This window comes from Reinekea marinisedimentorum (assembly GCF_004341165.1).
Taxonomy (GTDB): Bacteria; Pseudomonadota; Gammaproteobacteria; order Pseudomonadales; family Natronospirillaceae; genus Reinekea; species Reinekea marinisedimentorum.
Genome location: NZ_SLZR01000002.1, coordinates 257,846 through 273,056, shown reverse-complemented (window position 1 = coordinate 273,056; position 15,211 = coordinate 257,846). Strand labels below are relative to the sequence as shown.

The 15,211-nt window shown below is 51.9% G+C and carries 7 protein-coding genes; 6 read left to right on the top strand and 1 reads right to left on the bottom strand.

The features are described from left to right. The first annotated feature begins 3 nt into the window (after nt 1-3). The 6 genes from BCF53_RS03515 (at nt 4) to BCF53_RS03490 (ending at nt 12,109) form a co-directional block, all read left to right on the top strand. Nucleotides 4-540, top strand: a complete 537-nt coding sequence (locus BCF53_RS03515; protein ID WP_132699940.1) for a chemotaxis protein CheW — start codon at nt 4-6, stop codon at nt 538-540. 63 nt (nt 541-603) lie between these two features. Continuing rightward, a complete protein-coding gene (locus BCF53_RS03510) occupies nt 604-2,700 on the top strand; it encodes a methyl-accepting chemotaxis protein (protein ID WP_132699938.1) in 2,097 nt (698 codons plus the stop codon). 26 nt (nt 2,701-2,726) lie between these two features. Beyond that, nucleotides 2,727-3,575, top strand: a complete 849-nt coding sequence (locus BCF53_RS03505; RefSeq protein ID WP_132699936.1) for a CheR family methyltransferase — start codon at nt 2,727-2,729, stop codon at nt 3,573-3,575. Nucleotides 3,576-3,592: 17 nt separating this feature from the next. Beyond that, complete coding sequence (locus BCF53_RS03500) at nt 3,593-10,579, top strand: Hpt domain-containing protein (RefSeq protein WP_132699934.1); 6,987 nt, start codon at nt 3,593-3,595, stop codon at nt 10,577-10,579. An 8-nt stretch (nt 10,580-10,587) separates the two neighbouring features. Beyond that, on the top strand, nt 10,588-11,613 hold the full coding sequence (locus BCF53_RS03495; protein ID WP_132699932.1) for a chemotaxis protein CheB: 1,026 nt from the start codon (nt 10,588-10,590) through the stop codon (nt 11,611-11,613). A 16-nt stretch (nt 11,614-11,629) separates the two neighbouring features. After that, nucleotides 11,630-12,109 (top strand): chemotaxis protein CheW, encoded by a 480-nt coding sequence (locus BCF53_RS03490; RefSeq protein WP_132699930.1) that lies wholly within the window; start codon nt 11,630-11,632, stop codon nt 12,107-12,109. 28 nt (nt 12,110-12,137) lie between these two features. On the opposite strand, the gene BCF53_RS03480 is transcribed toward BCF53_RS03490, so the two are convergent. Next, entirely contained in the window at nt 12,138-14,990 is a 2,853-nt protein-coding gene (locus BCF53_RS03480) for a class I adenylate cyclase (RefSeq protein WP_132699928.1), read from the bottom strand. Nucleotides 14,991-15,211: the final 221 nt, after the last annotated feature.

Sequence of the window (15,211 nt, the reverse complement as noted above, 5' to 3'; positions counted from 1 at the left end):
TAGATGGCTGATCAAACACCGCTTTCATTATTAAGAAAACTGGATTCAAGAGTTAGGTCCAGTGCAGTTGGCTTGCCCGAACAGCAGGAGATTGCTGAAACCTGGAGCGGTATTGGCTTCCGGATAGGAGGCCATCATTTTGTCTCACCTATGAGTGAGGTCACGGAACTCCTGCGGGTTCCTGCTTACACTCGCTTGCCCAATGTTAAACCTTGGGTGCTGGGCGTGTCGAATATTCGCGGCCGCCTGATCCCCCTGATCGACCTTGGACTTTTTCTGTCCAACGAAACCAGTGTTCCGATTCGTAGTCGCCGAATTCTGGTTGTTGAGAAAGATGAGCAATCTGACGGATTGGTTGTCGATGGTGTGGATGGCATGCAGTACTTTCCAATCGATAGCTACAGCGACCAAGTGCCTGATATGCCTGAGTCCATCAAACCGTTTGTCAGTGGACACTTTGTTAAAGACAGCATTACCTGGTCTCGTTTCAATATGGGAATGCTGACCGAGAATGATAAGTTTCAGGATGTGGCTGGATAGTCATTTCCCTTTCATTATTAAGTTTTTTTAGATGGCAGCCAGAGGCCAAACTGGAGTTCGAAAATGAAGCAAAAGACGGGAAACCTGTTTACCAACCTAGGAACCAGCGGGCGCGTTGGTTTGCTATTGGGTGGTGTAGTAGCGCTGCTGATTGCAGCAGTGGCAGTGTTGGTTCTGAACCAGAATAAATCCAAATACGATACTGAATTGCTGGTGAATGCTGGTGAGCTTCGTGTATTGTCCCAGGAGATCGCAAAGAACTCATCTGAAGCGTCGGCTGGTAAAGAAGAGGCATTCTCATTGCTTCAGCGAGCCCGTGCTGAGTTTGAAATCCGCTGGAACTATATTCTTAACGGTAATGTAACCACCGGCATGCCGTCTGTTACATCGCATGCGCCGGACGTAAATGTTAACGATCTGGGCAACGTCTGGATTCGCGTAAGTGACTCGGCAGACCTGATTGTTGAATCGCGTGCAACATTGCTGGCACTTCACAATACGGCCGTAACGCTGGCTGAGCGTATTCCGGAGCTTCAGGTTGAATACGATGAAGTTGTTGAAATCATGCTGAGCGACAATTCTGACCCGACGCAGGTTGCTTTGGCCCAGCGTCAGTCCTGGTTGGCTGAACGTATCGTTCGATCGATTAACAAGGTTCTGGTTGGTGGTGAAGGCGCGGTAATGGCCGCGGATTCCTTTGAACGTGACGCTGTATTGTTCCAGCGAGTTCTGGATGGTATGCGCTTTGGTGACCCGGCAATCGGTGTTGATAAAATCACCAACGCTGAAGCTGCCGACGCACTGGGCAATATCGCCGGTATCTTTGAATATGTATCCGGCTCGGTAACGCAAATTATGTCGACTTCACCTGAACTGTTCCAGGTACGTGAAGCGGCCGGTATTATCTTCTCTGACTCTCAAACCCTGTTGGATCTATCCTCTAAATTGGCGAATGACATTCAGTCCGCAGCAGACAGCCGCGGCTTTGGTGCTCTCTGGGCGGGTATGTTCCTTGGTCTGGCTATTGTCCTGATTATCGTGATGGCGGTTTTAACCTACCGTGAAACACAAAGAGACCTGCAGTTAACCTCTGATACCAACCAGCAAAACCAGAACGCAATTCTGCGTCTGCTGGACGAACTTGCCGACCTGGCAGATGGTGACCTCACTGCTCAGGCAACAGTAACCGAAGACTTTACCGGTGCCATTGCCGACTCGATTAACTTCGCGATCGACCAGATGAGAACACTGGTATCGTCCATTAACACGACGGCTGTGCAGGTATCTTCCGCTGCTCAAGAAACACAGGCAACGGCGATGCATCTTGCTGAAGCATCTGAGCACCAAGCGCAGGAAATTGCCGGTGCATCTGCGGCTGTTAACGAAATGGCTGTGTCGATTGACCAGGTATCTGCAAACGCCGCCGAATCAGCCGCGGTTGCAGAGCGATCGGTTGCGATCGCGAAGAAAGGTGCCGACGTGGTACAGGCCACGATCAACGGCATGGACAACATCCGTGAACAGATTCAGGAAACCTCGAAGCGTATTAAACGACTGGGTGAATCGTCACAGGAAATTGGTGACATCGTATCCCTGATTAACGACATTGCTGACCAGACCAACATTCTGGCATTGAACGCTGCCATTCAGGCATCTATGGCGGGTGACGCCGGTCGAGGCTTCGCGGTGGTAGCGGACGAAGTACAGCGTCTGGCAGAACGTTCCTCGGCGGCAACCAAGCAGATTGAAGCGCTGGTTAAAACCATTCAGAACGATACCAACGAGGCGGTAATCTCGATGGAACAAACGGTTGCCGAGGTGGTACGTGGTGCCCGTCTGGCACAGGATGCGGGTGTTGCACTGGAAGAAATTGAATCGGTATCGAAGAACCTTGCAGACCTGATTCAGAACATTTCTAACGCTGCACGTCAGCAGGCCTCTTCCGCTGGCCACATTTCCAATACGATGAACGTTATTCAGGAAATTACCTCGCAGACATCTGCGGGTACGACTGCAACGGCGAAATCTATTGGTAACTTGGCTCAATTGGCTAACGACCTGCAGTCTTCAGTTGCCGGCTTTAAACTGCCGGAAAGCGACGACGAAATTGAAACCTTGTCGATCGTTGATATCCAAGAGGATACGGCCTCTATCAGTTAGTGAATCAGCAAACCGGATCAGTGCGTATGGCTTTGCCTGTTAATCAAGCGCCAGAATTGTCCGATGCTGCCTTTGCTACCTGGCAGGATATTATTGAAGAGCGTATAGGTCTTCAGTTACCAGAGCAAAGACGCAGTTTTCTAAAAACCTGCCTTTCCATTCGAATGCGAGAGGTGGGTTTTGACGATTATCTGGCTTACTACAACCACATCTGTGATGGCGATACCGGCCTGATCGAGTGGAACAGGCTCATGGATCGCTTAACGGTTCAGGAAACACGATTTTTCCGGGACCCGGTTGCCTTCTCTTTAGTTAAAGACCATTTGCAGAATCGGCTTAAGTTGAGCAGCGCGCCATTGAGCTTATGGAGCGTGGGCTGCTCTTCAGGTGAAGAAGCCTATAGCCTGGGCATTACTGCTCAGGAATTGCTATCGAGTACTCCGGAGGCAAATGCTACCCGCTACGGGGTTACCGGTACCGATATCAGCCGCGAGGCGTTGTCGCTGGCAAATGCCGGCAGTTACAGCCCTCGCAGACTGGAGTCGATAGACAGCTCTCTGACCGGACGCTATTTCACACAGCAGGGCCATAAATACCAGATCGTGCAATCAGTGAAAGACAGAACCTGCTTTGTACGATTGAACTTATTGCAGCTGGCGGGTTCACCGCTTAAAAATCTCGATGTCATTTATTGCCAGAATGTTCTGATCTACTTCAGGAAATGGCGCAGAAAAGACATCGTTACAGAATTGGCAGATCGCCTGGCCCCCGGTGGATTACTGGTGCTTGGATTGGGCGATATGGTTGATTGGAGTCATCCCGAATTAACCAGAGTGCCAGGTGAACACGTATTGGCTTATTTCAAACGAAAATAATACACGGGGATATCGGCATGACTGAGCGCCGAGATTATGTGGCACTTGAGTGGGTTCAAGGCGAAATAGAAGAAACTCTTAAGCAGGCTCAATTTGCTTTGGAAGCTTTTGCTGAGTCTCCAGATGATACCAATCGACTGGAGTTTAGCCTGGCATATATTCATCAGGTTTTCGGTACGCTCCAGATGGTTGAGTTTTTCGGAGCCGCACTGCTTGCTGAAGAGATGGAATTACTGAACCAGGCCATGGTTGATGGTGCGGTTCCGTCGAATAACGATAACCTCGCAATCTTAATGCAGGCCATTATTCAGCTGCCTCATTATTTGGATCAGCTTAAGCAGGGTCAGCAGGATCTTCCGATTGTTATCCTGCCTCTGTTGAATGATTTGCGAGCGGCTCGCGGTGTCGGTCTGCTTTCGGAAACAGCGCTGTTTTCACCAGACCTCTCATCTGCTCAGCGCATGGTGGGTGAGCCTAATTACGACAACATCAATCATTCGGGAACCGTTCAGCTGGTTCGAAAGCTGCGTCAGATGTACCAGTTGGCGTTACTCGGCTGGCTGAAAGACGACAAGGTGGACACCAGCCTGGAGTTCCTCACCAAGTCGGTCGCCCGTGTCAGTAGCCTGACTGAGCGTACCAACATGGCTGCGCTGTGGAAGATCGTCGATGCCTTCGTTGCTGGTATCAAAACTGGCCATATCCAGCGTTCACCGGCAACCGCCAAGGTACTGCGTGATGTCGACTACAGTCTGCGTCAGCTGCAGAGTGATCCTCTGGAAACTGCCCGGCAGTTCCCGTCCAGCAGCCTGTTAAAGAACCTGTTGTTTTATCTGGCAAAGATCGAAGACAGCCGTATTGATCGTATTGAAAAGATTCGCAGTCAGTATCGGTTGGCAGATTCATTGCCTTCGGAAGAGGATATTAAGCACCAGCAGGCCAGATTGAAGGGGCCTGACACCAAAGCGGTGAACAGCGTTGTTGCCGCTTTGCTGGAAGAGCTGAGTCGCCTGAAAGATTCCCTCGACCTGATGGTCAGAACAAATGTGACCGATTCCATTCAGCTGAGCAGCCTGGTTGCGCCTATGCAGCAGCTCAGCGATACCATGGCGGTGGTTGGCCTGGAAAACCCGCGCCGGGTCATGAAAGATCAGCTGGAACTCATTGAAACAACTCAGCAGAGCAGCGAAATTCCTGACGGCCTGTTGATGGATATGGCAGGTTCACTGCTGTATATCGAAGCCACGCTTGGCGGCATTGCCAGCGGCGCCGATCTTGAATCGGAACATAGCGATATCAGCATTGATGTCAACAGCGCCTACGGTGCTGTCATCCGCGAAGCCCGTACCGGCATTGAACAGGTAAAAGAGTCTGTCGTTGAGTATATCGGCAGTCATTTCGATGCCTCCCAACTGGCAGAAGCGCCAGCCATCCTGGGCGCTATTCGTGGCGGGTTACTGATGGTGCCGCTGAACGACGCCGGCCGGATCATCGCGGCGGCGCAGAGCTATATCCAGAATACCCTGATTAACGATAAGTACCGCCCTCAGTGGTCCGAGCTCGACTCTTTGGCCGACTCTCTGGTCGGTATCGAATACTATCTGGAACGTATCAGTCGTGACGGTGCGCAGACCAATATAGAGATTCTGGAACGTGCAGCAGAGTCACTGAACCGACTTGGCCTTAACGTGTTCCTGACGCAAAAAACCGAGGAAGCACCGCAGCAGAGTGATGAGCAGCCTGCAGTTGTTGAGCCGGATGTCGCTGACCAGGCTGAGGCCGTGTTGGTCTCAGCTGAAGAGGTTGGACTGGATTCTGTTGAGTTTGAAACTGATGTCGAGTTCGATAACGATGAGGTTGTCGCGGAACCACTGGATCTGGACATTGATTTCGATTCCATTGATGAGTCGGAATTAGACAACGCTCTGGATGAATCGCTTATCGATTTAAGCGATTCAGGTTTAGCACTGGAAGAAAGCTCCGATGACAGTATGTTCGACACTGTTATTGAACTGAGTGAAAGTGATGTTGCAGATGTCACCGATGTTGACGATGGCTGGGATGATTTACCGGTCGCGGAACTGACTGCAGATGGCTTTGAGGAAAACAATTTATTCGATCAGCCAGCTTTTGATTCAGAAGTCACGCCGGATGATTCCCTGAACCTGTTTGCCGAATTCACAGCAGAGTCGGAAAGTGGTCTGGCGCCTGGCAGCGCAGATACAGTTGCTGACAGCGAGCAGGAACAGACAGCGCCAGCGGTTGAAGAGCCTGTTGCTGAAGCTGCGAGTGAACCGGAAGACGATCTGATTGACGATGACATTCTGGAAATCTTTATAGAAGAAGCGGAAGAAGTTCTTGAAACGATCAACGAATTCTTCCCGAGATACCGCGATAACGCGGACGACAGCGAAGCACTGACTGAATTCCGTCGCGCGTTCCATACCCTAAAAGGCAGCGGCCGCATGGTTGGCGCGTTGGTGGTTGGTGAAACCGCGTGGTCGGTTGAAAATATGCTTAACCGCTTAATCGACAATAGCATTCAGCGCACAGCGGATTTGATTCGGGTTGTCGATGAGGTGATCGTTGAATTGCCTGGCCTGGTTAAGGCCTTTGAAGACAAAGTTAAGCCGGATACTGCCCGTGCCGACCAACTGAGTGAGATTGCCCATGCACTGTCGCGCGGTGAGACGGTTGTCTGGCCAGAGAATAATGGTGCTGAGTCAGAACAAATCGTTGCCCCGGCAGAAGTGCAGTCAGCCGAGCCCGCAGGTGAAGCTGTGGAGCCTGAAACCCTCGGTGTTCCCGTTGCAGAGGTTGTTGAAATTGATGTTCCCGACGTTGAGCAAATTGATGAACCGGGGGAAACGGTCATCGATTTTGATGACACAGAACTGGGTAGCTCCGGGTTTGATGGCTCCGAGCTTGAAGACCTTGACTTGGAAGAGATTGAGCTGGATGACGATGAACTCTATCTGGCTTCGGAAGTTGAGGAAGAACCAAAACTCAGTCTGCTCGAGATCTTTAAAAACGAACTCGGCTCTCACCTGGAATACATTGAAAGCTATATCGAGGATGGCCCGCAAAACCGCAAGTTACCGGATGCACTGCAGCGTGCACTGCACACCATTAAAGGCTCTGCCCATATGGCTGCTATGGAATCCATTGCCGATGTCGTCGAGCCAATGGAAACGTTGGTGAAAGATATCCAGGAAAGCAGTTCGGTCGCCAGCAGTGAGTTTGTGGTTTTACTTGAGCGCATGGTCTCGCTGGTGAACAGCTATTCCAGCGAAGATCTGGTCGAAGATCTCTCAGTAGAAGCTGCTGAATTTATTGCTCAGGTGAATGAATACAAGTCTGGCCTTTCGATGCAAAGCCCGGAAATTCATGGCGACGATGCCAGCCTGATGTCTATATTCCTTTCTGAGAGTATGGATATCGTTATGGACGCAGAGTCCATTCTTGAGAACTGGCGTGATCATGGCGAATCTGCCAACGCTGCCAAAACCCTGATTACCGAGTTGGACGTTCTCTCGCAAGCGGCAAAATCCGTTGACCTGATGCCGCTGTCCCAATTGAGCAATGAACTGCGCTCTTTGTATTCGGCAGCCGAGGCTAACCCCTATATTCTGGAAGAGAAGTTCTTCTCACTGGCTTACGATGGTCATGAATCGCTGATCTCTATGATGGATCGCCTGGCGGCTGGTCAGTCTATCCGTTCCGATTCTATGTTCTCTGAGCGCCTGAAGCAGTTCTACGAGCTGTATGCCATTCCGTTCGAGGTCATTGCTCCTCTGATGGATTTTGTTGAAACACTGCAGGCGCCGGAAGGCATTCCTGTGTTGGATGTGGCTGATGCCGAGGTTCAGGCACAGCCTGAAGAAGCGTTGGTTCAGGCCGAGCCTTTTGATCTGCCGCAGGGTAATGAGCAAGCACTAAACCTGCAGGCTGAGCGACTCAGTGTTGATGGTGATCCTGATCTGGTGGGCATATTCCTGGAGGAAGCCAACGATATTCTGGAGAGCATTCAGACCTCGCTGGAGCAGTGGAGCTACGACCCGCAAAATACCCTGGAGGTTGAATCGCTGCAGCGTGATTTGCATACGCTGAAAGGCGGTGCCCGCATGGCTGAAGTCAGCCCGCTGGGTGACCTGGCTCATGAGCTTGAATACCTCTATGAAGGCCTGGCTCAGGGGCAGTATCAATACTCCGAGAGCCTGCTGGGTCTGTTGCAACAATGTCACGACCGCCTGGCAAGCATGGTGGGTGACATTGAATCCAGTATGACCTGCATGTCGGCTCCGGATTTAGTCGAAGCCATCGCCCGGTTCCGTAAGAACCCGGGAGCGCCGTTACAGCCGGTCGTATTAACGCCTGTTCAACCTGAAATGCCGGAGCAGGGCGTAAGCTTGGAGCCGGAAAACACCGTTGTAGAATCAAACACCTATGATCAACCGGCTGAGCCGCAAGCAGAATTCGAGGCTGAGCTAACAGACCCCGTTTTGGATGATCTGCCGGAAGAGGGTCAGTTGACGCCTACAGTAGAGCTCAATCTGGCGGAAGATGTTGATTATGACATTCTGGAAATCTTCATAGATGAAGCCGGTGAATTGCTGCATGAGCTCGAAAATGCCATCGAAGAATGGCGTTCAAATCCGGATAACGAAGCGCATGCCGATGAAATGAAGCGCGTGCTGCACACACTCAAAGGCGGCTCCCGACTGGCCCGGTTGCTCGAGCTGGGTGACCAGAGTCACGACTTTGAAACCTTTATCATCCGTGCGCAGCAAGACAAACTGCCACTTGATGACGCCTTCTTTGCTGAAGTGCTTAACCGTCAGGACCAGCTGGTGTCCTATGTGGAAGCTTTGCAGCACATGATGCAGCAGCAGGGTGCGGATGCCGGTGGTTTCGGTCCCAGCGTTATTCAAATGGTTCCGGAACTGGATGAAGACGACAGTACAGAAGACAGTGCGGTCGCTGCAGAGTCACCGGTGGAAGAGAATACACCGGTAGAAAGTACACTGCCGGTTGTCGCTGAGCCTGCTGAGAACGTTGGGCTGACGGTTGTGGAAAATGCACCCGAATCCAACGTTTTACCGTTCAAGGCCAAGGTGGCATCACCGGATTCCGCCAAGCCGGCAACGGCGAAACGCAATCTGCCGCAGGAAACCGTTAAGGTAAACGCGAGTCTGCTTGAAGGCCTGGTGAACCTGGCGGGTGAAACCTCCATTTCCCGAGCCCGTCTGGAGCAGGAAGTCAGTGACTTTTCCTTTACCCTGACGGAGATGGATCAGACCATCGACCGTCTGCGGGATCATGTACGCCGACTGGATATGGAAACGGAAGCACAGATTATTTTCCGTCAGGAGCGTGCTGAAGAAACCAACTACGAAGATTTCGACCCATTGGAGATGGACCGCTACTCGCAAATTCAGCAGTTGTCCCGATCTTTGATGGAGGCCACATACGACCTTAATGATATTAAGTCGACGCTGACCGATAAAACCCGCGATGCAGAGACCATTCTGCTGCAGCAAAGCCGAATCAATACCGAGCTGCAGGAAGGTCTGATGCGCACCCGCATGGTGCCGTTCAACCGCTTGCTGCCTCGTTTACGCCGTATTGTGCGGCAGGTATCCGGAGAGCTGGGTAAGCAGGTTGATTTCATGGTCGGTAACGCCGAGGGTGAAGTCGACCGGAGCGTTCTGGAACGTATGATTTCGCCACTGGAGCACCTGTTGCGTAACGCTGTTGACCACGGCATCGAGATGCCTGAAGTACGCGAAAGCAATGGTAAGCCGGGCAAGGGTATTGTCCGCCTGAACCTGTCGCGTGAGGGCAGTGAGATTGTGTTGCGCCTCGAAGATGACGGTAAGGGTCTGGATGAAGACGCGATTCGAACCAAGGCTGTTGAGCGTGGGCTGATGCAGGAAGGTGCCAGCCTGAACAGTCAGGAAATCATGCAGTTTATTCTTGAGGCGGGCTTCAGTACTTCTGACAAGGTGACGCAAATTTCCGGTCGCGGCGTTGGTATGGACGTTGTGAACTCAGAAGTGAAACAGCTGGGTGGTTCTATCTCTATCGATTCTGAATTCGGACGCGGCACTCTGTTTACCATTCGCCTGCCGTTTACCGTATCGGTTAACCGTGCGTTGATGGTGAAATCGCAGGATGACCTCTATGCCCTGCCGCTGACATCGATTGAAGGTATTGTCCGGGTTACGCCTAAACAACTTGAGGAATACTACCAGCCGAATGCGCCAATGTTTGAATACGGCGGCGGCAGGTACCGTTTGGAATACCTGGGCTCGCTGTTGCATACCGCGGCCCGTCCGAACACATCGTTGATCGAGACTTCCGTGCCGCTGGTTCTGGTGCGTGGCAGTGACGATCGCCATTCCATGGCGCTGCACGTGGACCGCCTGCTGGGCTCAAGGGAGATCGTGGTAAAAACCCTGGGTTCTCAGTTCAATAAGGTTCCGGGCGTCACCGGTGCCACCATTCTTGGTGATGGCTCGGTGGTGGTTATTCTGGATCTGTCCGCACTGATCCGTTCTGATCTGGTGCTGGCTCACTTTGCAGAGCCCGTGGCTGCGTTAGAAGCACCTGATCAGGAACGCCGCAAGGAAGGCCCGGCTAAGATTATGGTGTGTGATGATTCGGTTACGGTGCGTAAGGTAACCAGCCGCTTGCTTGAGCGTAATGGTATGGATGTGATGCTGGCCAAGCATGGTGCCGATGCCATCAATCAGATGATCGAAGAAATTCCCGATCTGATTCTGCTGGATATCGAAATGCCTTATATGGATGGCTTTGAGGTTGCCTCCCGCGTGCGTCACGATGAACGGCTGAAGCATGTGCCGATTATCATGATTACCTCGCGTACCGGCAGCAAGCACCGCGAACGGGCTATCTCTATTGGTGTCAACGAATACATAGGTAAGCCCTTCCAGGAAGGCCCGCTGCTGGAAACGATTGATCGTTTGCTGAGTGAGCAGTAGGGACTGTCATGAAAGGCAAGCTCAACAGAGTGGGTATTATTGCTTCAACCCCGTTGGTCAGACACCAGATGCAGACAGCTGTTGCTGATGCGGGGTATGAGGTTGCGGTAAATACCTCGCCAGAGCGCTTGGATACAAATTTGCTCACAAACGAAACCATTCGGTTGTGGGCCATTGAGCTTGAAGAAGACGATCGCTGGGCCGATTTTATTAATCAGGTGGTGGAGCTGGTCGAGGTGCCGGTTCTGTTCGGCGATGCTGTCATTCCCACGAAGAATTCCGATAACTACAGCCGCTGGCTCAAGCGCATTCATCGAAAGCTGCATGCCCTTGCGCCAACCGTGAGTAAGCCCGCATCGGCACCGGATGTGGATCTTGACCTGCTGGATAAAAAGCCCGAGCAACCTATCTTCTCGCTGCCAGACGCCTTAAAGCGGGCTCCGCGAACCGACGTTAACCATGTCTGGGTATTGTGTGCCTCGCTGGGTGGACCTCAGGCCGTGAAAGATCTGCTCGATTTGCTGCCCGGAGACATTCCGGCTTCTTTTCTGTATGCCCAGCATATCGATGCCGGCTGCCTGGATTCTTTGGTTCAGTCGGTTGGCCGTCATACCGCGCTGGATATGAAGATGGCGGATCATGGACTGCAGCTGGAGAACGGAAAGGTCTTTGTTGTTCCGGTGACCAACGAAGTTGTCTTCACCGATAATCACGGCATTCTCTGGCAGAACAATGAATGGAGCGGCCCTTATGGACCGAGCCTGGATCAGTTACTGAAAAACGTATCGGAAAAATATGGCGCCCACTGTAACGCCATTATTTTCAGTGGCATGGGCAGTGATGGTGCTATCGGAGCTGCGCTGGTCAAAGAGAATGGTGGCGAGGTATGGGCACAGTCTGCGGCAAGTTGCGTACAAAGCTCAATGCCAGACTCAGCTGCAGAAACCGGCAGTGTAGATTGGCGCGGTACACCTGCAGAAATAGCAGAAAAACTAATAGAATGGCTTGCTGATAAAAGTCAGGCTGCGACCTGATAAAAGGATCGATTTAATGAAAACACCTACCCGTTTGTCCAGCAAGGCGGAAAGCAATAACGTTTCCAGCCTGTTGGTGCCTGTTCAGAACAAAAGCTTACTGGTGCCTAACGTCGTGCTTGCGGAAGTGATTCCTTATGGCCAGTTGCAGTCAATGAACGACAGCCCTCCGTGGGCGCTTGGGGCTATCGAATGGCGTGGCGAGCTGCTGCCGGTACTGAGCTTTGAAATTGCTAACAGTCAGGTTCACGCGCAGGATTCAGAAACAGCCCGTATTGCCGTATTCAATACCGTCAGCGCACAAAGCCGCTATAAGTTTTATGCGGTCGTGGTGCAGGGCATTCCCAGAATGGTCAGGCTAACCGAGGCAGAAGTCCGTGAAGACAACCAGGCCGTAGCCGGCCAGGCGGAAAAAATGCCGGTTATTACTGCTTTGGGTAAGGCTGTCATTCCGGATTTGGACTACCTGGAATCCCTGCTCAGCCGGTTGTCGTAACGGCGCACGTCCACGTTATCCCGCTCGTCTAATCTAGGGTCAATCCATGATTGATCCGTTTTTCAATCTTCAGTTTTAAATCAATGTAATGCCGGGTCTGATCGTGACCATAGGGCAGGCTTTCAATGATGGCTTCGGTCATGGCGATTTCGGTGATGTAGATCGGATATCGCGTGCCGGATGCGCGCAAGCCCAAAACATACGAAGCCAGGGCAGAAAACATTTCCTGCCCCAACAGGTTTGAATTGAACTCCTTCTCGTTGCAAACGATGTAATAGTCCTGCTCTCCCGTTTCGGAAATATCGACATTAACCTGCACGCTGATGAACCGGCCTTCGGTGATCAGCCCGCCAAGCTTTAATTTTTCCAGCTTAACCTGTTTGCCGTGGCGGTTGACCTGATAACAGCGAATGCTGCGTTCCGGCATATGCTCCGCTTCCGTATTGCTTCGCTGCCGGTGCTCGGTCACCTTTAAAAAGCGTACGATTGGCGACAGTGCCGTCGCCATGCTTTGTTGGGGCTGCTTAAACTGAACCAGAGAGCCATGCTCATCGATGATATTGATGACCGACTCGTCCTCTAAGTGCTCGATACAAAGGCTGATGCAGTTGGCCTCATGCAGCCGGTACAGCTCAGCGATGGCTTTGTTCTCGTCGCTGTGTTGCGGGTCGAACACCACCGGGCTGTAGCTTTCCTGCTCGGCGCCCAAAAATTGTATCAATTCCTCAGTGCTTTCAATTGCGACATAGTTCGTCACCCGGCGGAAGTACTGAAACACCTGGTATTTATCGCGCACACTGAAGACAAAACGGGTATTTTCGGAAGAATGAGGTGAGTTAACGGCTTCCAGTGCGTCGCTGAACAGCTGCCGTACGCGTGCCGCAATAGCTTGTGGCCGGGTTGGATTGTGGCACACCGTTTCAACGGCAGGACTGCTCAGGCCATTCTGTTTTTTCAGCCGGTTGATCAGCGATTTCAATGCCTTGGGCAGTGCATCTTCATCGGTGAATCGCTCAACCACGGTTTCTCCCCAGCTGTTCACCAGTACCATATCCAGGCTGACGACCAGGTTTTCCCGTTGAGCGCTAAAATCGAGGCTGTCGCTGCGTGCAGAAATCTTCTGTAACCCCTTGGTGGATAGGTAATGCAACGGGTCTCGGCCTAAATTCAGGAAGATTACAATCTTCGTCAGCTGAGCCGGGTGGTTGTAGGCCTGGCTGCTGATTTCCGGGCGGGGGTAAGGAATGTATTGGCGGATGGAGGCGAGTGTTGAGCGCACCTCAAACTCAGTTACTTTTTCCTGTGAGGGGTAGACCGGTAAATGAAGGTGCGCGCTGAGTAAGCCGTTCAGGTGTGCCCACAGCATGGTTTCCAGCAGGCTTTTGGAGTACTTCAGGGGTGCCGGCTGGTCTTCAATGGGCTTGTTGTAAACGGCCCATAAAAAGACGCCGGGCTCCTGCTTGCTCTCACGCTCCTGAAAGTGAATCTTTTCATGGCTCAGGTCGGTATCCAGACCGATGTTGATAAAGTCTATTTTTCCGGGGCGGCGGTCAAACGCGGTGTGCAGTTTACGGCTCAGCACCAGCAGATCGCGCTGGCTCATCAGGTGGTCACTGCCATGTTCAGAGGCAAATTCAGTCAGGAAGCGATAGCTGCGGGTTAATTCGGTGACCAGGCCTTTGCGTTCGGTAATGACCTGTTCAATGCTCCAGCTGCGGAAGTTATCCAGATGCCTGAGTTTGGCTCCGTCCCAGCCCCACTCGTTGACCAGATAATCCATCAGTTGCCGCCGCCAGTTATGTGAGCGGTGTGTGCGTGAGAGGTTCAGGCTGACCTTGTAGTAAAAGCAGCGGCGAATCAGTTCCAGCCGTTCATGTTCCCCGCGCTCTTTCAGGTAGCCCTCAATTCTCCGGTAAAGCATGATGTATGGGTCAAGATCATCCAGTGACAGCTGCATTCGGTAGATGGTGTTCTTGTAGGTGTGGGCAAGGCTGTTTATTTCCGGATAGCCGCGGGCATAAATCTCCAGCAGAATCAGCTTCAAAACTGACTTGTACGGCGAGTCGATCGCTTTATAGATCTGCCACATACCCGCGCCAATAAACTCGCCGCCGGGTAGCGAGGAAATACCGCCAAAATCGGTGCATTCATCCTTGCGCAACAGGCCCTCATCGTAGAAGGCGTTTAGGGTTTCGGTATATTTCTCTTCACAGGCAGCCGGGATTAGCCACCAGGCCGGAATATTGCCGGCAAGCAGCTGCGCTGTGCGGTAGAACTCATCCAGTAGCAGAACCTTTTGTGTGGTACCGCAATTCTCTCCGGTCAGAGAGGTTTGTTCATCGCCAATGAACTTATGCGCATCCATTAAAAAGAAATGAACTTCCAGGTTAAAGTCTGCGGCCCATTCGGAAATGCGTTCTGCCTTTTCAGCCAGGGCATGAATGGCAACGTTGCTTAGCTCGCTGTTGTAGCACAGCCAAATATCCAGATCCGAACTGGTGGAATGCCCGATACTGCCGCTGGAGCCCATCAGGTACAGCGCTGAAAGCTGCGCTTTGGCAACCAGGTGCTGAGTCGGGATTCTTTGCCGGCTTAAGCCCTGTAATTGCTTAATGAGTGCGTCGTCTGGCTGGTAATTAGCTATCTTAAAAGGGGTTTCATTGCCGGAAAAACCCGGCAGGCCGTCATAGTTCAGGTGGAACAACAGCGGAATTAGGTCAAAGCACTGCTGCTGCCTGGGCTGTAAACCCTCGCGCAGACGCTGTATACGACCGGCATTCACCTGCATAAAGCGCTGCCGGGCATGAAGAATGTGCGCAGCCGATGGCCCTGCGGTTTGAATAAAGCCTTGTTGGGCAGGTGCTTGGGAACCGTTTGTCATAGGTGCTTAGTGGCTTCACCGGGAAGGGCGGGGCCTGTCGAATTGAGTAAAAAGTGTGAATTACTTCAAAGTTTAGCCGTTAATTCACTGATTGCCGGTTTGTTTTGATTTGTCGGTTAAAGCTGCTGACAAACGGGCATTTCAAAGATAGTCTGCATCGCAGTCATATCGAGCACTGAATCGTTTGGTATTTGCGGTTGAGTTCGATATAGTCTTGAAAT